The following is a 19059-nucleotide window of genomic DNA, read 5'->3' as shown; positions in this document are numbered from 1 at the left end:
ATTTAATAAAATATTTTTAACTATCTTTTTATTCCTTCTAAATCTAACAAAAAACTGTATTCTTTGGCGATTTCCTTAATGGCTTCAAACCTTCCCGAAGCACCTCCATGACCTGCTTCCATGTTGGTATCCAAATACAATTGGTTATTATCTGTTTTCATAACTCTTAATTTGGCCACCCATTTCGCTGGTTCCCAATATTGTACCTGAGAATCGTGCAATCCTGTCGATACATACATATTCGGATAATCTTGCGCCACTACATTATCATAAGGCGAATACGAAAGCATATAATTATAATATTTCTTCACATTCGGATTGCCCCATTCGTCATATTCGCCTGTCGTTAATGGGATTGTATCGTCTAACATCGTCGTTATTACGTCCACAAACGGTACTTGGGCAATGACTCCGTGGTACAAAGATGGTGCCATGTTGACTATTGCGCCTATCAAAAGTCCGCCGGCAGAACCGCCTTCCGCATATAAATGTTTCGTGGATGTATACTTAGCGTCAATCAAAAATTGCGAACAATCAATGAAATCGGTAAACGTATTTTTCTTTTTCAGCAGCTTTCCGTCTTCATACCACTGTCGGCCTAAATCCTCACCACCGCGAATGTGTGCAATGGCAAAAATAAATCCTCTGTCCAATAACGTCAATCGCACTGAAGAGAAATAACAATCCATAGTAGCGCCATAAGAACCGTAAGCATACAAAAGCGTTGGATTGTTACCATCTTTCTTAATACCTTTACGATAAACCATAGAAATCGGTACTTGCGTTCCGTCTTTGGCTTTCGCCCAAAGTCTTTCTTCGGTATAATTGTTTTTATCGAATTGTCCACCCAAAACTTCGTGTTCTTTCAACAAGGTTTTGGTTTTGGTTTTCATATTAAAATCAAACACCGATGATGGTGTTGCCAGCGATTGAAAGCTAAAGCGAAGGATTTCGGTATCAAAATCGAGATTGGTTGTCGTATACGCCGTATATGTTTCACTGTCGAAAGGCAAATAGTATTCTCCTACTCCATTCCATGGCATGATTCGAATTTGATTCAAACCATTAGCGCGTTCGGCAACGACTAAATAATTCTTAAAAATATCAATATCTTCCAATAAAACATCCTCTCGGTGCGCAATCACATCTACCCAATTTTCCTTGGTAGTATTGTTTTCGGATGTTTTCATCAACTTAAAGTTGGTGGCCTTGTCTTTATTGGTTACGATATAAAAATGGTCTCCAAAATGCGACATCGAATATTCTAACCCGCGAGTTCGTTTCTGAAAAATCGTAAATTTAGCATCCGGCGTAGCCGATAAAACAGTTCGGTATTCTGTCGTTAGCGTACTATTAGAATTGATGATAATGTATTTCTTCGATTTTGATTTGTAAACCGAAACATCAAAAGTTTCATCTTTTTCGAAATAAACCAACTTGTCTTTATCAGAAGTGGTTCCGATTTTGTGCATGTAAATTTTATCCGAACGCAGCGTTTGCTCGTCTTTTCGAGTATAAAACAAAGTCTTATTGTCACTCGCCCAAGTGGCGCCACCGGTAGTATTTTCAATCTTTACGGGAAGTATTTCTCCGGTTTGAAGGTTTTTGATTTGAATGTTATATTGTCTTCTCGAAACGGTATCGGTTCCAAAACTAGCCCAAACATTGTCTTCGCTAATACTCAATCCGGCTAAGTTGAAATAAGTAAAGCCTTTTGCCATTTCATTGCAATCGAACATGATTTCTTCTTGGGCTTCCAAATTCCCTTTTTTGCGAGAATGAATCGGATAATCTTTGCCTTTTTCAAAACGCGTGATATAGTAATAACCATTATAGAAATAAGGCACCGATTCGTCGTCTTCCTTAATTCGGGCTTTCATTTCTTCGAATAAAGCCGCCTGAAAATCTTTGGTATGTGCAGTCGATTGTTGATAATACTCGTTTTCTTGATTAAGATAATCAATCACTTCCGGATTTTCCCTTTGGTTTAACCAATAATAATTATCGGTACGAACATGTCCGTGCTTTTCCAACACATGTGGAACAATAGTAGCTTTTGGCGTTAATAGTGGTGTTTTGGGCATCGATATAATTTTATCAACTACAAAAATAACCATTCTACACGCGTAGATTTTAGTTTTTAAAGGAAGTTATAAACTTAAGAATTAACAAATATTTGCTAATTTGGCGCAAACAAAATTTAAAAATGAACCTAAAGCAATTCATCATATCCATTTGGTTATTGTTCGCAAACCTAAGTTTTGCTCAACATTGTGGTTGGGATGGAGTTTATATGTTTAGTGTAAAAGTGACTGATAGTACAGGAAATCCTATTGAAAACTTGAAATTAACTTTGCTGGATAGTATCGGAAATCCGATGGTAATAAAGGATTATTCGAAATATTACCAAAAACGATTTGAAGGTTACGGCATAAATGATACGCTGATTTTCAATCAAAATCTGACAGAAATTAAGAATACGGATAACGATTACAAAACCAGGCATTTGAAAATCGCAAAAAAAGATTATTATCTGTTTGTTCCTTATGCTTATTCCGAAAACAAATCGGAATTTTATCAAATCAGAATTGAAGATCCATCAAAGCGATTTTATTCTAATGTGGGTGCTGTTTTTACTGATGCCATTATTGGTTTGTGTGCCGATTATAGAAAGAATACTGAAGATAAAAAAGTAACCTTTACCCTATCTAAAAGAAAGGAATATTTGTTTTCTCCGCTAAAATTAATGGATGTTATCAAAGACAAACAAAAAATAAAATCATTAGAAGAAAAAACAGATTATCCTAAATACAAAAACTTTTTTGTTGCCAATTATGTTGACCAGACCAACACCAATTTTGTGGGATTGTTTCAAAAGAAAGGATCAAAATGCCTTGTTTATTGTTTAACTTACAACACTGAGATTTCCATTAATGATTTTGACAATAATAGACTGACTTTTAATGATGGATACCATTTTGGTTCCAGAGAACATTTTGAAGCAACCAATACTTTTGGATTGGTCAATCTGAAAACGCTGCAATCCGTTTTATTTAAAACATTTATAAAAGACGAAAACTGGTCCGAAGATGGTGGCGAAGATTTACAAGAATGCACTTCAACTATAGAGATTATAAACGACAAAATAATAATCAAAAAAACAAATACACCCAACTACATCAAAGGTTTTGAAGGCGATTGTATTGAGGATGGTGACTATAAAATCACCAAAGATAAATTAATCAAACTATAAACTAAAGGCTGATTTTTTCCAAGGCTTCCAAAACATATTCATGCATCACTTGACGGTAATCTAAATGGGTAACCATACGCAATTTCCCTTGTCCCATCGAACTGATTAGAATGCCTTTGGCTTTCAATTTTTCAATGACATCTTTTTCGTTCAACGTCTTTTTAACTTCAAAAATCAGAATGTTGGTTTCTGCAGGTTCTACTTTTTCAACCCAAGACAATTGCTGCAAGGCTTGTCCTAACTCCTTAGCTCTTCTGTGGTCGTCCGTCAATCGGTTGATGTTATTGTGCAAAGCATAAATGCCGGCTGCCGCCAAATATCCCGATTGGCGTAAGTTACCACCAAATATTTTTCGAACACGCAAAGCTTTATGCATCGTCTCCGAATCAGAAATCAAAACCGAACCAATCGGCGCACCTAATCCTTTAGAAAAACAAACTGAAATCGTATCGAATAATTCTCCGAACTGCTTTGGATGTTGCTTTTTTTCCACAATGGCATTCCACAAACGCGCGCCGTCTAAGTGGTATTTTAAGTTATTATCGAAACAAACTTGCTTTATCTTTTTTAGTTCATCCAAATCATAACAAGCGCCGCCGCCTTTGTTCGTCGTGTTTTCAATACTGACCATTTTGGATAATGGTGCATGATAAAACTCAGGATCATTAATGCCGGCTTTGACTTGCTCAGCCGTAATCATACCGCGGTTTCCATCTAATAAATTAAAATTCACACCACTATTAAATGACGCGCCGCCGGCTTCGTACAAATGAATGTGCGACCATTTATCGCAAATAATTTGGTCTCCGGGATTGGTATTCAATTTAATCGCCGTCTGATTGGCCATCGTTCCCGACGGAAAAAACAAAGCCGCTTCTTTCCCAAATAAATTGGCTACCATTTTTTCAAAAGCATTAACGGTTGGGTCTTGTTTGAACACGTCATCGCCTACTTTGGCGTTGAACATGGCTTGCAACATTTCGGGTGAAGGTTTGGTTACGGTATCACTGATTAAATTAATTTCCATATTTTATGAAGATAGCTTACTTTCGCATTATATTTATTTGAAGCTAATCCCGCTATTCGCTGCAATCTTTTTGTTTTGTCACCCTGAGCGCAGTCAAAGGGCATTTTTCTAAAACAAAAAGGATTTCCACTACTATCGGGGCTAGGGTTCAATTATAAACCACAAAACTACATTATTTATGACAAATACCGAACAAATTAAAGGTATTGTGGAGCGCCTTGGTGCGTTGAGGAGGTATCTTTGACATTGATGCCAAGCTTATAGAAATTACCAACGAAGAGGAAAAAACCTTTGCGCCCGACTTTTGGAACAACGCCAAGGAAGCCGAAATCATTGTCAGAAACTTGCGCTCCAAGAAAAAATGGGTGGAAGATTTTGAAAAAGGAAATGCCATGGCAGAAGAGCTTCAAATGGTGTACGAATTTTTCAAAGACGGCGATGCTACCGAAGCAGAACTCGACGAACAATACGAACTAACCAATACCCATATCGAAAGTTTAGAATTCAAGAACATGCTTTCGGATGAAGGTGACAGTTTGAGTGCGGTGCTGCAAATTACAGCCGGTGCCGGCGGAACCGAAAGTTGTGATTGGGCTTCCATGTTGATGCGTATGTATCTCATGTGGGCAGAAAATCAAGGCTATAAAGTCAAAGAACTCAACTTCCAAGAAGGCGAAGTAGCCGGAATCAAAACCGTGACTTTAGAAATCGAAGGCGATTATGCTTTTGGTTACTTAAAAGGCGAAAACGGCGTGCATCGTTTGGTGCGTATTTCGCCTTTTGACAGTAATGCCAAACGCCATACTTCCTTTGCTTCTGTTTATGTTTATCCTTTGGTGGATGATACGATTGAAATTGAAATCAATCCGGCTGACATAGAAATTATCACTTCACGTTCGAGTGGCGCCGGTGGACAAAACGTAAATAAGGTTGAAACCAAAGTACAGTTGTTTCACAAACCAACGGGAATACAGATTCAGTGTTCGGAAACGCGTTCGCAACAAGACAACCGCCAACGTGCGATGCAAATGTTGAAATCGCAGTTGTATGAAATTGAGTTGAAAAAGCAACAAGCCCAACGTAGCGACATCGAAGCCGGAAAAATGAAAATCGAATGGGGTTCACAAATCCGAAACTATGTAATGCATCCGTATAAATTGGTTAAAGATGTTCGTTCAGGTTATGAAACCAGCGATGTTGACGGCGTAATGAATGGAAATTTAGACGAATTTTTGAAAGCTTATCTAATGATGATGGGACAAAAAGAAGAGGAATAAGCAGACTTTCTGTTTTGGATAATTAGGATATTCAAATCCATTTTCAGTTATTTGAGAACTATAACCAACCAAAACCACTATGGCTTCATTCACCATTCAAGAAATCAACGATGTAATACTAGGAGAAATCGTAGGCAATACATCGCATAAAATTACGGCTCCGGAACAATTAGACAGCGCAACGGAAACCGAAATATCTATTATTGGCAACAAAAAATATGAAAAGCTTTGGGCGACTTCCAAAGCTTGTGTTGCCGTAGTAAATCAAGACATTTCTATTGAACCCGGAGAAAATCGCGCCTTTATCAAAGTAAAGAATGCCGATTTGGCCATGTCGCAAGTGCTGGAACTCTTTGCTCCTGCTCCACCGGTTTTTTCAGTAGATATTCATCCAACCGCCATTATTGACGATACAGTTTCTATAGGAAACGGAGTTAGAATTGGTGCCGGATGTTATATCGGTCCGAATGTTGTCATCGGTGACAACACTACTATTTATCCAAACGTGACTATTTTGGACGAATGTACGATTGGTAAAAACACCATTATCTGGTCGGGAACAGTAATTCGTGAACGTTGTCATGTTGGAAGTCATTGTATTTTACATCCTAATTGCACCATTGGTGCAGACGGTTTCGGATTTCGACCATGTCCAGAAAGAGGTTTGGTTAAAATTCCGCAAATTGGGAATGTAATTTTGGGTAATGGCGTTGAAATTGGAGCCAACTCGTGTGTTGACCGAGGTAAATTCAGCTCGACAGTCTTAGGTGACGGTTGTAAAATTGACAACTTAGTGCAAATTGGTCACAATTCTAAATTGGGGAAATTCTGTATTATGGCCGGAAATTCCGGTTTAGCCGGTTCGGTAACTTTAGGAAATGGAGTTATCATTGGCGGAAGTGCTTCGATAAAAGACCATACAACGATTGGTGATGGCGCTATTGTTGGTGCAGGTTCGGGTGTTGCCGGAGATATTGAAGCCGGAAAAACGGTTTTAGGTTATCCTGCAATTGATGCTCGTGATGCTTTGAAACAATGGGCGATTTTGAAAAGATTGGTAAGAGACTCTAAATAATTATGAATTATGAATTGTAAAGCTTGAAATACAAAGTATATTTTTTTAAAAAATAACTTATAACTCATAATTCATAACTCACAATTAAATTATATATTTGCCACGAGGATTCCGAAAGGGAGTTACACCTCGCCGCAATTGTCGATCGCTCCAGATCGACTTTTGTATTTTATAGAAGTAAGGAAGCCCAAAGTAGATGACTATTTTGGGCTTTTTTATTAGGTGAAATCAATTTATAATACTTCTTTCAAGAAATCTTTAAAGGCAATCCACGAACGTTTATCGGCCAACTCATTATAAGCCGCACCTTTGCTATTGTCGCTTCCGGCATCTTTGTGGGTAAACGCGTGAACGGAATTCGCATAATAAACCATCTGCCAATCGGCACCTGAAGTTCTCATCTCGGTTTGAAAATTGTCTACTTCTTCTTTCGGCACAAAAGGATCATCAGCACCGTGAAGCACTAACACTTTAGCATTAATTTTTCCAACAGCTCTAGTCGCCTCTTTACCTAAACCACCGTGGAAAGAAACTACACCTTGTACTTTTAAATTACCTCTAGCCGCTTCAATCGCACCGGTTCCACCGAAACAATAGCCCATAACAACAATTTTATCAGGATTAGCGCCGAGTTTTATTAATTCGTCTAAAGCCAACTGGATTCGTTTTTGGTATTCGGCAATATTTTTTTTGTAATAACCGGCATTTTTTCCGGCTTCTGCGCCGTTTTTGGGACGGTTATCTTTACCGTAAATATCAGCTACGAAAGAGTAATAGCCTAATTCAGCTAACTTGGCTGCACTTTCTTTGGAATGTCCATCGATACCAAACCAAGCCGGTAAAACCAATACGCCAGGTTTGTCTTTTAATTCGGTTTTCGGTTTAATACCAAAGCCACTTAACACTTGTTCACCGTCTTTATAATCTACAGCGGTAAGTTGGGCAAAGCTGTTAAATGACAATGGTAGCACAATAGTCATAATAATTGTTTTGAGTTTCATAGTAATTAAATTAGTTACCGATAAAATTAACCATTAAAAGGTAAAACAAAAGTTAATGACCTATTAAATAAAAAAAAGCATCCGATATCCGAATGCTTTTGAAATGACTATTTTTTCTTTTTTGACTTAGATTTCTTTTTGTCTTTGTCTTTTTTTGCTTTTGCTTTAGCCTTGGCTTTTTTAGCTTTTTCCTTTGCTTTTGCTTTCTCTTTTTTGGCTTTGGCTTTCTTCTTAGCTTTTTCCTTTTTCTCTTTTTCCTTTTCTTTTTGCTTTTTGGCTTTGGCCTTTTTCTTCGCTTTCTCTTTTTTGTCTTTTTCTTTCGCCTTAGCTTTTTTAGCTTTTTCTTTATCAGAATCTTTCATAATTTCCGGTGTTTCTTGGTTAATAATAGGCTCTGAGATTATGTCCTTGCTAACATCTACATTTTCAGGCTTTTTGGGAGTTGCTGTTTTTCTCGGCGTTACGGCTTTTGTTGGCGCTACAGTTTTTCTTGGAGTTGTAGCTTTAGCCACAGTAGTAGTTGTAGCTGTTGTTCTTCTTCTTGTTACAGGTTTTGGAACTGCTACTTTGGCAACCTCTTCGGCTGTAGTTTGGTTAACTGAATCTGAATTAATTTCAGGTGTAGTTTCTTTAACCGTTACTTTTCTTTTTATCATTGTATGGTGTTTATTATTGAGATTAACGTAAACAATTTGTTAATTTACTGTAAACAAAAGTACTGCATAAAAAGATAACCCAATGTTAAGTTTTCGTTTTAAGTGAAAACTTAACATTGGGAATATAAAAAGTTGCTTAAATAGAAAAAGATATTAGATTCCGATTTCGACTTGGAAGCGCAAGTACCAATTGTTTTTGGTGCTGCCGTCAAAGTATTTCAACGTATCATAGTTGAGTTCGGCTTGCAATTTAAAAGAGTGTTCCCAAATGTATCGTGTAATACCAACCGAATATTCTCGAGTATTTGGCGATAAAGCTTCGATATCTTTTCCAACATTCTGAGTAGAATATCTGGCAATGAATTCATAATTAGACTTGGTGACATAACTCGCTTGGTAATCGAAACCATTTCCAATAAAAACATAATTGCTTTCGGTAAGATCTTCAGGATTGAAAGTAATGGCATTATCATTGGCAGTTCTCGACATATAACTCATCATGGCTGCCCAACCGTTGTATTTGAACATCGCATCAAGTAAAACTGATTTCATCGTTCTCGTTTCAAATAAATCATTTCCTAATTGCCCTTGAGTACGTTGAGCGTGATTGTTTTGGTGAAATGCTCCTGAAAACAATAATTTAGGCTTAGTTTCTCTAATTACATCTCCTTCAAAATAAGTTCCGTCTTTGGTAAAAGCACCTAGTGGAAACAATTCGACTTTACCAGTTAAGGCAACTCCATCATCGGCATTATCGGTTTGGTTTCTTCCTTCACCTGTCGATAGTGCTGCTTTTAAATTATAAGAGAATTTATCTTTGTACTCATTCATATTATGAACTTGGAATCCAAAATCCCTGTCAATAGTAAATTTAGCGTTATTAATCGTTCTATCGGTTAATTGTAAACCACCAGAAGAATTCACACGTTGGCGATTTCCGGGTAATTTGGTTTGACCGAAACTGATGTTCCAATTTTTATTCGGACGATAAAAAACCACCGCATCTCTGATGATATTGATGTTTTCTCCTTCTTTTACTTCACCTACATCGCCAGGCGCAAAAGACAATTGAATAGCATATAAGAATTTTGGATTCCCAACATAACCGTCAAAACGCAAACGCAAACGACGAATCTGTCCATCGTAAGCACCGTTTTCACCATCATTTTCTATATAAGAAACGCGATTTTGCATTCTGAAACGAATATTCATTTGGAACAAACTATCCGGAGAAGTCATTCCAATACCTTTACCAAAACTATAATAAGGTAAGGCAGATAATTTAATATCATTGTCATGCTTGGTTTGCTCAATGGTGATTTGGGCTGATATTGAAATGGAGAAGAGTAAAGTAGCAGTCAGTAATAGTTTTTTCATGTTATGTAGTGTGTTGTAGTTAAGTAATGTAATTGCTTTACAATAATTTGATGTTAAAGAAATGATTTGGTAACAAGTAAGGATTAGCTATAAAAAAAGCCAACCTTACAGTCGGCTTTTAAAAATATAAAAAGTTTAAATAAATAATTTTAATAAATAGTAAATTATAGCGGCTAAAACTGCAGAAACCGGAATGGTTAAAATCCATGCCCACAATAGTTTTACAGTTACACCCCAACGAACGGCCGAAACCCTTTTGGTTACACCTACTCCAATAATAGAACCCGTAATAGTATGAGTTGTCGATACCGGAATTTTAAAATGTTCTGTTGAAAATAGTGTCAAAGCACCGGCAGATTCAGCTACTACACCTTCAAAAGCAGTTACTTTCGTGATTTTGGACCCCATTGTTTTTACAATTTTCCATCCACCACTCAAAGTTCCTAACGCAATTACAGTATAACAAGTCAACGGAATCCAACTCGGCATTATTCCGTCAATTTTTACACCGTCTTTCTCGGAAGGCAAAACTACATTCAAATCAAGCCAACCCGCAGACATATCGATGTTCGGATTTGATTTGATGTAAACCGCTACTGCTGCTGCAATAATACCCATTACTTTTTGTGAATCGTTCCCACCATGTCCTAAACTGAAAGCCGCTGAAGACAATAACTGCATTTTCTTTAGAACTTTTTCAGCTTTGGCAGTAGAAAAACTACTGAACAATAAATTGAATATCGCCAAACTATAGAAAATAATAGCGACCAAAAACCATTTGATATTGTGCGGCTCTGTAATCACGCTCCAGAAGTGACTGTCGAATCTAGGTTTTTTAATGTCTTCATACGGAACCATTACTGAAAATAAAAACCATCCAACCAATAACATTAATACTCCGGTTAAAACTTTTGGCCAAACGTTTTTCTTGGAAGAATACATTAACCACAAAGAGATAAAGTAGGAAATCAACATTCCTAATAAAGGCGCAAATACAATGAACAAGATTACAATCACTACACCGGAAGGCAATAATTCTCCTTCTTTAGCGTCTTTTAACCAGTTTACAATTTTAAATCCAGCATGTTCAGGATCAGTCACATCGCGGAAACCATGAGCAATCGCTGCTCCTGCAAATCCACCGATTAAAGTATGCGAAGAGGATGATGGAATTCCTTTCCACCAAGTGATTAAATTCCAAATAATCGCTGCTATAACTCCGGCCAAAATTACCGTCAAGTCAATACTACTAGTGTGAGCCGTTTTCGCTACCGTATCGGCTACACCAAAACCAAAAACCCAATAGGCCATGAAGTTGAAAAGCGCTGCCCAAAGTACGGCTTGAAAAGGTGTCAAAACCTTTGTCGCTACTATCGTTGCAATAGAGTTAGCTGCATCATGAAAACCATTGATGTAGTCAAAAACTAACGCAAGAAAAATGATAATTAATAATAAAGTAAAATCCATAAAAGTCGATTTTGATTAAAACTATTTATGAATGTTTTACTGAAATTTGCTCCATTACATTGGAAACACTTTTACATTTATCAGAAGCTGATTCCAAAGCAGAAAGTACTTCTTTGTATTTAATGATGTTTTTAACATCGGTTTCGTTTTCGAAGATATCAGCAACCGCTTTGTCAAAAACCGAATCCGCTTTGCTTTCTAATTTATTGATTTTTTTACAAGTATCTTTAATCGCCTTATGGTCTTTCATGTCTTTCAATTCTTTAACACCAAGGTTAATCAATTGACAAGCTTCTAAATTAATTTCGGTCAATTTGCGAATCGATTTAGTAATTTTTTCTACTTGATACAAACGCATTCTACTTGCGGCACCATGCATATAATCGGCTACGTTATCAATCGCTTTGATTAAAGAGTGAATATCTTCTCTATCAAAAGGCGTGATAAAGTTTCTGCTTAATTCTAAGTGCGTTTTATGGGTAATCTCTTCTATAGTTGCTTCCAACTCTTCTATTTTTCTAAAATAATCTTCACGTTCCGCTTTTGGAGCATTTACTGCTTCGTGAAGTGCTTCTGCTAATAAGACTAAATTTGCTGTGGCTTGTTCGAAAAGTGGAAAGAATTTTTTATCTTTTGGAACTAAAAACTGGAAAATACTGTTTATCGACATAGTGTTAAAATTTGATGCAAATGTAAATGACTAATGTTAAGTGAATATTAATAAATCATAATTAAGAAGTTATTAAAGTTTACAATTTGTTAACATAACGATTTAAGCCTACTTTAAACAAATTTCTCTTATTGAAAACGTTTTCGTAGCTTAGCATCCGAATAAAAACACACTATTACACTCATCAAAACATGGACATCAACTTCAATAAAAACGAAGATCACAACAAACTTTTACTGACCGATTTAAAGCAACGTTTTGCTAAAGTCAGAGTTGGCGGCGGCGAAAAGCGCATCGAAAAATTGCATTCCGAAGGCAAAATGACCGCTCGGGAACGTGTCGATTACTTGCTTGACGCTAAAGCAAATAGTATTGAAATCGGTGCTTTTGTTGGTGATGGCATGTATGCGGAACATGGTGGTTGTCCTTCGGGCGGCGTTGTGGTAAAAATGGGTTATATCAAAGGAAAACAGTGTATTGTTGTGGCGAATGATGCTACTGTAAAAGCCGGTGCTTGGTTTCCGATTACAGCTAAAAAGAACTTGCGTGCTCAGGAAATAGCGATGGAAAATCGTTTACCGATAATATATTTAGTCGATTCTGCCGGAGTGTATTTACCCATGCAAGACGAAATTTTTCCGGATAAAGAACATTTTGGCAGAATCTTCAGAAACAATGCTATTATGAGCAGTATGGGCATTACCCAAATTGCCGCCGTAATGGGAAGTTGTGTTGCCGGTGGCGCGTATCTTCCGATTATGAGCGATGAAGCGATGATAGTTGATAAAACGGGAAGTATTTTCTTGGCCGGAAGTTATTTGGTCAAAGCTGCCATAGGCGAAAACATAGACAACGAAACGCTTGGCGGAGCCACAACTCACTGCGAAATCTCAGGCGTGACCGATTATAAAGCCAAAGATGATAAGGACGCTTTAGACCGCATCAAAAGTATCGTCGGAAAAATTGGTGATTATGAAAAAGCAGGATTCAACCGTGAAAAAGCGGAAAAACCGGCTTTAAACGAAAAAGAAATCTACGGCATTATACCAAAATCAAGAACGGAACAATACGATATGATGGAGATTATCAAACGTTTGGTTGACAACTCTGAAATGGACATGTACAAACCCGATTATGGTAAATCCATCATCACTTGTTATGCCCGAATTGACGGTTGGGCTGTCGGAATTGTAGCCAATCAAAGAACCGTTTCTAAAACAAAGAAAGGTGAAATCCAGTTTGGTGGCGTAATTTATTCGGATTCTGCCGATAAGGCGACTCGTTTTATTGCGAATTGTAATCAAAAGAAAATTCCGTTGGTTTTTGTACAAGACGTAACAGGTTTCATGGTGGGTTCCAAAAGTGAGCACGGCGGAATCATCAAAGATGGTGCGAAAATGGTGAACGCTGTTTCCAATTCGGTTGTACCAAAATTCACTGTAGTTGTCGGTAACTCGTATGGTGCCGGAAATTACGCCATGTGCGGCAAAGCTTATGACCCGAGGTTAATATTTGCCTGGCCAAGCGCGGAACTCGCAGTTATGGGCGGAACACAAGCCGCAAAAGTATTGGCCCAAATTGAAGCTTCTTCATTAAAAGCCAGAGGCGAAACCGTTGACGAGAAAGTAGAACAAGAATTATTCGATAAAATCAAAGCGCGCTATGATGCCCAAGTTTCTCCTTATTATGCAGCGGCAAGATTATGGACAGATGCGATTATTGATCCGTTAGAAACGCGTACGTGGATTTCAATGGGAATCGAAGCTGCAAATCATGCACCGATTGAGAAAAAGTTCAATTTGGGTGTGATACAAGTTTAAATTTATCCTAACCAAAAAGTCATTTCACATGAAACCATTACTCCTTCTCTTACTTGTAACTTTGAATTTTAGTTTTACTACTCAAACCGAAGATTATACTGGAACTTACATTTTTTATGTAGAAGCTAAAAAAGGTGAAATCATTGACTATAAGCTTCAATTAAATTCTGATAAAAAATTTCTTTATACAAGTTATATTAATAATGGGATGAATGAATATCATCTAAAAGGGAAAGGAACCTGGAAAGTAGAAAATAAAATTATAAGATTCACCACCGAAACAACTGATTTAGATAAAGACCATACTTTAAATTTCACCGGTACAACTGCCAGAATTATCAAAAAATCGCCTCGTGACACGTCTGATAAAATGGTACCAACAGCGCTTCAATTTTACAAATCTGAAATTTCCACGATTGCCAATTTGAAACTTTTATTGAAAGAATAAAATCAGAATTTAGCTAACATTTTTCAATTCCTTTTTTTAGTTTTGCAACGATGAAATCTAATATTCACTTTGTTGTTTTAAAAAAACTACGGGGTATATTATCTTAAAATTCACTTTGCGTTTTATTATTCATCCAAAAAATTATTACTGACTCTAATATTTCCTTTTTATAACTAGTATTTGGATTTTCTAGAACATAAAAAAGGGTCAAATCTTAGGCCGATTTATAAAGAAGTTCAAATTAAAAAGTAACATAGCTACAATCTAAATCTATAAAAAAAAATAATTAAAATCATGCAAAAAGTATTCATTCTATTACTATTAACCAGTTCATTATTTGCTCAAAAAAAATTCAAACAAGGTTACTATATCAATGATTTAAATCAGAAAATTTCGGGATTAATTTTATACAATAAAACAGTTAATACTCCTGATAGATTTCAATTCAAAAAAAGTATGGAATCTGAAACTATATCGCTAAATACAAGTAATTCTAAACAGATTGTATTTGAAGAAGAAAGTAAAATTTTTGAAAGATACACCGTAACTTATGATAAAGAATCTGTAAATTATGCAGACGTACTACAAAGAATTAATCCTAATATTGAAGCTGAAACTAAAACTTTATTTTTAGAAAAATTGGTCAATGGAGAAGTTTCACTTTATCTGTTAACAATTAACGGCTTTAAAAGTTATTTCATAAAGAACAAAGACGAAGAAAATGTAAAGTTACTTGAATACAAAAAAATCTACAATGATGGAAATATCAAGGAAATAACTAACTACAAAAAACAACTATCAGAAAACTTATTGTGCAACAAATTAACATTAAAAAACTTTTTAGCGGTTGAATACAAAGAGAATAAGTTGAAGGAGATAATTAACAAAAACAATAATTGCGATAGTGTCTTTTTTAATTATGACACAATAAAGCATTCAAGTAAAATAATACTTACTCCATATATTGATTATTCTTTTAATACGTTTAACTATGAAAACTTGGGAATCAATGAAAATAAAATCAATAGACAAAATATTAATTTAGGTATTGAATTTTCATATCTTATCTCTGATATTAATAGAAAATTTGAAACCTTTTTAAGAATCAATTATAGCAAGTATGACTTTACTTATGGCACAAAGTCAATCGATTCTCAAGATTTTACTGAATATTACACCACAAAATTCGAACCAACCATTTTAACCCCGGAAATAGGTATTAGATATAATTTTGTAACCCAAATAAAGCACAAGATTTATTCAAATTTTTCATTAGGTTATTCTTATACAAATGATGATATTAAATTATCTATAACCAAAAAATATAATGAAGACTTAAATCTCCCTGATGAATACACCAATATTACATACAAAACTTTCGGCGACATATTTATTCAACTTGGATTAGGTTATGCATTCGACTGGAGATATGGATTTGAAGTAAAATATAATTTGATACCAAGAAATTATTTTGATAGAATATACAGTTACAAAACCAACCACGATAATATTTCTCTTTCTTTTAGATATTCAATAATTAAACCTAAATTTAAAAAGTGATAGTAGAATAGATAGTTTTACTTCTTTAAAGGAAAGTTATTATGAATCCTGAATAAACAAATGTCAAACCTATTCCAACCTTTCCAACAAAATATCTCTGGTATTCCTTTACCCGAAAAATTCACCTTTCCATTCTATTACGAACCGCATCAGTTGAGCGTTATTGCTGCGAATGAGTTGCAAAACTATCTGGAAACTCAATCTGATTTTGAACACAATTTCGGATTAAATGTGGAACAAGACGGATTAGTGATTGGTAAAATGTTTGGCATTTTAGTGGTGCAAAATAATGATGGGCAATTGGGTTATCTATGGGCTTTTTCAGGAAAATTGGCAGAAAGTAATCATCATCCGCTGTTTGTTCCGACAGTTTTTGACATGCTCGAAGAAAACAGTTTTTTCAAAAAAGAAGAAGCCATTCTAAATCTATACAATAAAAAGATTGAGAAACTTGAAAATGATTTTGATTATCTGGCTTCTATCCAACATTTGGAACAAACCAAAAGCCAAGCAGAAAAAGAAATCCAAGAGCAAAAATTAAAGATAAAACTGGGCAAAAAAATCCGTACCGAAAAACGAAAATTATTTCCTCAAGAAGCTTTGGAACAACTCAACAAAGAAAGTCAGGAAGAAGGAATCTTACTCAAAAAAATGACGCAATATTGGAACTATCATATCCAAGCTGCCATGGAGTCTTTGAATGCATACACCAATAAAATCAACCAACTCAGAGAAGAGCGTCGTCAAAAATCGGCGAACTTACAGCAACAATTATTTGCCGAATATGCTTTTTTAAACCAATACCAAGAACTAAAAAGTTTAGGTGAAATCTTTAATGGCAATCCACCAGCCGGTGCCGGCGAATGTGCGGCACCTAAATTATTGCATTATGCTTTTCAATACGATTTGAAACCAATTGCCATGGCGGAATTTTGGTGGGGACAATCACCCAAATCTGAAGTCAGAAAACACAAGCAATTTTATCCGGCATGTTCCGGAAAATGCGAACCTATTTTGGCTCACATGCTGAAAGATATCCCGATGGATGACAATCCGTTTCAAATCAATACTGCTCAAGACAAAGAACTCGAAATTGTTTTTGAAGATGACTATTTGGCATTGGTAAACAAACCTGCTGAATTCCTGTCAGTTCCGGGAAAACAAGTCACCGATTCTGTTTTTGCTAGAGTTAAAAAGCTTTATCCCAGCGCAACCGGACCATTGGTAGTACATCGCTTAGACATGTCGACTTCAGGTTTGATTTTGATTGCTAAATCGAGTGAAATCCATAAAAATCTGCAGTCCCAATTTATCAAACGAAAAGTCAAAAAACGTTATGTAGCTCTACTTGATGGTTTGTTAAAAGAAAATAATGGCGTAATCGATTTGCCTTTACGCGTTGATTTAGACAATCGCCCGAATCAAATCGTATGCTATGAACATGGTAAACCGGCACAAACACTTTGGGAAGTTATTGAACGAAGAGAAAATCAAACCCTGGTCTACTTCTACCCGATTACCGGCAGAACGCACCAACTTCGGGTTCATGCCGCTCATAATTTAGGTTTAAATACACCCATTGTCGGCGATGATTTATACGGTACTAAAGCCAATCGTTTGCATTTGCACGCAGAAAGCATTACTTTTAGTCATCCCATCTCAAAAGAGACTATTACAATTACAGTCTCTGCTGATTTTTATACCCGTAACAAAAGTTAGGTTTTCAGACTCATTGTGAAACACTTTCCCTTATGAAAAAATTGTTTTGTTATTCATTTTTGCTGTTCGGTTTTCAAACATTTTTCGCCCAAAACTTTAGCCGCAAAGATTCGCTTCAAGGTGGATTACGTTTGGAACGAACTTCATATGACGTTTTACGATATGATTTGAATATCAAAATTGACCCGAAAGAAAAGTCAATTGTAGGCTATAATAACATCACTTTCAAAGTGGTTGAAAATACTTCAAAAATTCAAGTCGATTTATTTGAAAACATGACTGTAGACAGTATCATTTACAACAAAAGCAGACTGACATATATTAGAGATTTTAATGCGATTTTTATCGATTTTCCCTCTGTATTATCAACAGAAATGCCGGAACAATCGATTAAATTTTATTATTCAGGGAAACCAATAATTGCACGACGTGCGCCTTGGGATGGCGGGTTTGTTTTTTCAAAAGACCGCAATGGAAAAGACTGGATTGGGGTTGCCGTGCAAGGAACCGGAGCGAGTTTATGGTATCCGGTGAAAGATTCTCAAACCGATGAACCCGATAGAGGAGCAAGTATCAAAGTGGCTGTTCCCAATGGATTAATGAATGTTTCTAATGGTAGGTTTATGGGTTCCGAAGATTTAAAAAACGGTTACACTCGTTGGGATTGGGAAGTGAAAAATCCGATAAATACCTATGACATTACAGTGAATGTTGCTGATTATGTTCATCTGCATGATAATTACAAAGGATTGGATTTGGATTATTATGTTTTGCTTGAAAACGAAGCCAAAGCCAGAAAGCATTTTGAAGAAGTGAAACCCATGATGGATTGCTTTCAAAGCAAATTCGGCGACTATCCATTCAAGGATGACGGTTATAAATTAGTCGAAACCTCTTATTTAGGTATGGAACACCAAAGCGCTGTAGCTTATGGAAATAAATATTTTAAAGGATATCTCGGAATGGATTTATCCGGAACGGGAATCGGTTTGACTTTTGATTACATCACGATTCACGAAAGTGGTCACGAATGGTTCGGCAACAGTATCACTTCAAAAGACATTGCCGACATGTGGATTCATGAAGGATTTACCCAATACTCCGAAATCGTTTATGTCGAATGTACATTAGGCTACGAAAAAGCAATGAAATATGCCAACGGTTTGCGGGGTAATGTTGACAATGACAGACCGATTATTGGAATTTATGGTTTAAATCACGAAGGTTCAGGCGATATGTATCCTAAAGGTGCTTTATTGTTAAACACTCTGAGACACGTAATCAATGATGACGATAAATGGTGGAAATTGATTTTAGATTATTCAAATACTTATAAACACAAAATCATTGATACCCAAACGGTGATTGCCTTTTTCAACAAAGAAAGCGGAATGAATTTGACACCCATTTTTAAGCAGTATTTATATAAAACTTCCATTCCAAAATTGGAACTTAAAGTTAATAAAGGCAAATTACATGCAAGATGGACCAATGTTGAGAAAGACTTTGAGATGCCGGTTGATATTACTTTGAACGAAAAAACCATCAGAATTTACCCCAAAAATGACTGGTCTTCTACAAAGTTGAAAGTTAAAAAAATCGGTCAAGTCCAAGTATTGGACAATAAATTCTACATCAACGTACCTTAATCAATATTAAAAAAACAGCACCAACTATTTCGTATCTCATTAATAAATAGTAAATTAGAC

15 protein-coding genes are annotated in these 19059 nt (G+C 36.0%); 8 read left to right on the top strand and 7 right to left on the bottom strand.

Annotated features, from left to right (window positions below; all coding sequences use genetic code 11):
• Nucleotides 1-20 precede the first annotated feature (20 nt).
• Nucleotides 21-2117 (bottom strand): S9 family peptidase, encoded by a 2097-nt coding sequence (locus C8C84_RS10835; RefSeq protein WP_121313660.1) that lies wholly within the window; start codon nucleotides 2115-2117, stop codon nucleotides 21-23.
• An 89-nt stretch (nucleotides 2118-2206) separates the two neighbouring features.
• Here C8C84_RS10835 and C8C84_RS10830 point away from each other — a divergent pair, with 89 nt between their 5' ends.
• Nucleotides 2207-3253 (top strand): hypothetical protein, encoded by a 1047-nt coding sequence (locus tag C8C84_RS10830; RefSeq protein WP_121313659.1) that lies wholly within the window; start codon nucleotides 2207-2209, stop codon nucleotides 3251-3253.
• Nucleotide 3254: 1 nt separating this feature from the next.
• Here the strand turns inward: C8C84_RS10830 and C8C84_RS10825 are convergent, their stop codons facing one another.
• Nucleotides 3255-4280, bottom strand: a complete 1026-nt coding sequence (locus C8C84_RS10825) for a low specificity L-threonine aldolase (RefSeq protein ID WP_121313658.1) — start codon at nucleotides 4278-4280, stop codon at nucleotides 3255-3257.
• A 178-nt stretch (nucleotides 4281-4458) separates the two neighbouring features.
• Between C8C84_RS10825 and prfB the strand changes: the two genes are divergently transcribed.
• Nucleotides 4459-5557, top strand: a protein-coding gene (prfB, locus tag C8C84_RS10820; RefSeq protein WP_121313657.1) for a peptide chain release factor 2 whose coding sequence is annotated in 2 segments (ribosomal slippage) — nucleotides 4459-4521 and nucleotides 4523-5557 — 1098 coding nt in all. Because the reading frame shifts where the segments join, the coding sequence is not laid out codon by codon here.
• A 79-nt stretch (nucleotides 5558-5636) separates the two neighbouring features.
• Complete coding sequence (lpxD, locus tag C8C84_RS10815) at nucleotides 5637-6632, top strand: UDP-3-O-(3-hydroxymyristoyl)glucosamine N-acyltransferase (protein WP_121313656.1); 996 nt, start codon at nucleotides 5637-5639, stop codon at nucleotides 6630-6632.
• A 233-nt stretch (nucleotides 6633-6865) separates the two neighbouring features.
• On the opposite strand, the gene C8C84_RS10810 is transcribed toward lpxD, so the two are convergent.
• The 5 genes from C8C84_RS10810 to C8C84_RS10790 form a co-directional block, all read right to left on the bottom strand.
• A complete protein-coding gene (locus C8C84_RS10810; protein ID WP_121313655.1) occupies nucleotides 6866-7633 on the bottom strand; it encodes a dienelactone hydrolase family protein in 768 nt (255 codons plus the stop codon).
• Nucleotides 7634-7740: 107 nt separating this feature from the next.
• Entirely contained in the window at nucleotides 7741-8289 is a 549-nt protein-coding gene (locus tag C8C84_RS10805; RefSeq protein ID WP_121313654.1) for a hypothetical protein, read from the bottom strand.
• Nucleotides 8290-8442: 153 nt separating this feature from the next.
• Nucleotides 8443-9666 carry a porin gene (locus C8C84_RS10800; RefSeq protein WP_121313653.1) on the bottom strand — a complete coding sequence of 408 codons (1224 nt, stop codon included), beginning with the start codon at nucleotides 9664-9666 and terminating at the stop codon, nucleotides 8443-8445.
• Nucleotides 9667-9801: 135 nt separating this feature from the next.
• Nucleotides 9802-11133: an inorganic phosphate transporter gene (locus C8C84_RS10795; RefSeq protein ID WP_121313652.1), complete on the bottom strand. Its 1332-nt coding sequence runs from the start codon at nucleotides 11131-11133 to the stop codon at nucleotides 9802-9804.
• Nucleotides 11134-11158: 25 nt separating this feature from the next.
• A complete protein-coding gene (locus C8C84_RS10790; protein WP_121313651.1) occupies nucleotides 11159-11803 on the bottom strand; it encodes a DUF47 domain-containing protein in 645 nt (214 codons plus the stop codon).
• A gap of 191 nt (nucleotides 11804-11994) precedes the next feature.
• On the opposite strand from C8C84_RS10790, the gene C8C84_RS10785 reads away from it, so the two are divergent.
• From C8C84_RS10785 to C8C84_RS10765, 5 genes are all read left to right on the top strand, one after another.
• Complete coding sequence (locus tag C8C84_RS10785; protein WP_121313650.1) at nucleotides 11995-13623, top strand: acyl-CoA carboxylase subunit beta; 1629 nt, start codon at nucleotides 11995-11997, stop codon at nucleotides 13621-13623.
• 28 nt (nucleotides 13624-13651) lie between these two features.
• Nucleotides 13652-14071: a DUF5004 domain-containing protein gene (locus C8C84_RS10780; protein ID WP_121313649.1), complete on the top strand. Its 420-nt coding sequence runs from the start codon at nucleotides 13652-13654 to the stop codon at nucleotides 14069-14071.
• A 294-nt stretch (nucleotides 14072-14365) separates the two neighbouring features.
• On the top strand, nucleotides 14366-15631 hold the full coding sequence (locus tag C8C84_RS10775; protein WP_121313648.1) for a hypothetical protein: 1266 nt from the start codon (nucleotides 14366-14368) through the stop codon (nucleotides 15629-15631).
• A 60-nt stretch (nucleotides 15632-15691) separates the two neighbouring features.
• Entirely contained in the window at nucleotides 15692-17350 is a 1659-nt protein-coding gene (locus C8C84_RS10770) for an RluA family pseudouridine synthase (RefSeq protein ID WP_121313647.1), read from the top strand.
• A gap of 32 nt (nucleotides 17351-17382) precedes the next feature.
• Nucleotides 17383-18999 carry a M1 family metallopeptidase gene (locus C8C84_RS10765; protein ID WP_121313646.1) on the top strand — a complete coding sequence of 539 codons (1617 nt, stop codon included), beginning with the start codon at nucleotides 17383-17385 and terminating at the stop codon, nucleotides 18997-18999.
• Nucleotides 19000-19059: the final 60 nt, after the last annotated feature.

The organism is Flavobacterium sp. 102 (assembly GCF_003634615.1).
GTDB lineage: Bacteria > Bacteroidota > Bacteroidia > Flavobacteriales > Flavobacteriaceae > Flavobacterium.
The sequence above is the reverse complement of the archived record's forward strand: the minus strand, read 5'-3'. Positions and strand labels throughout refer to the sequence as shown.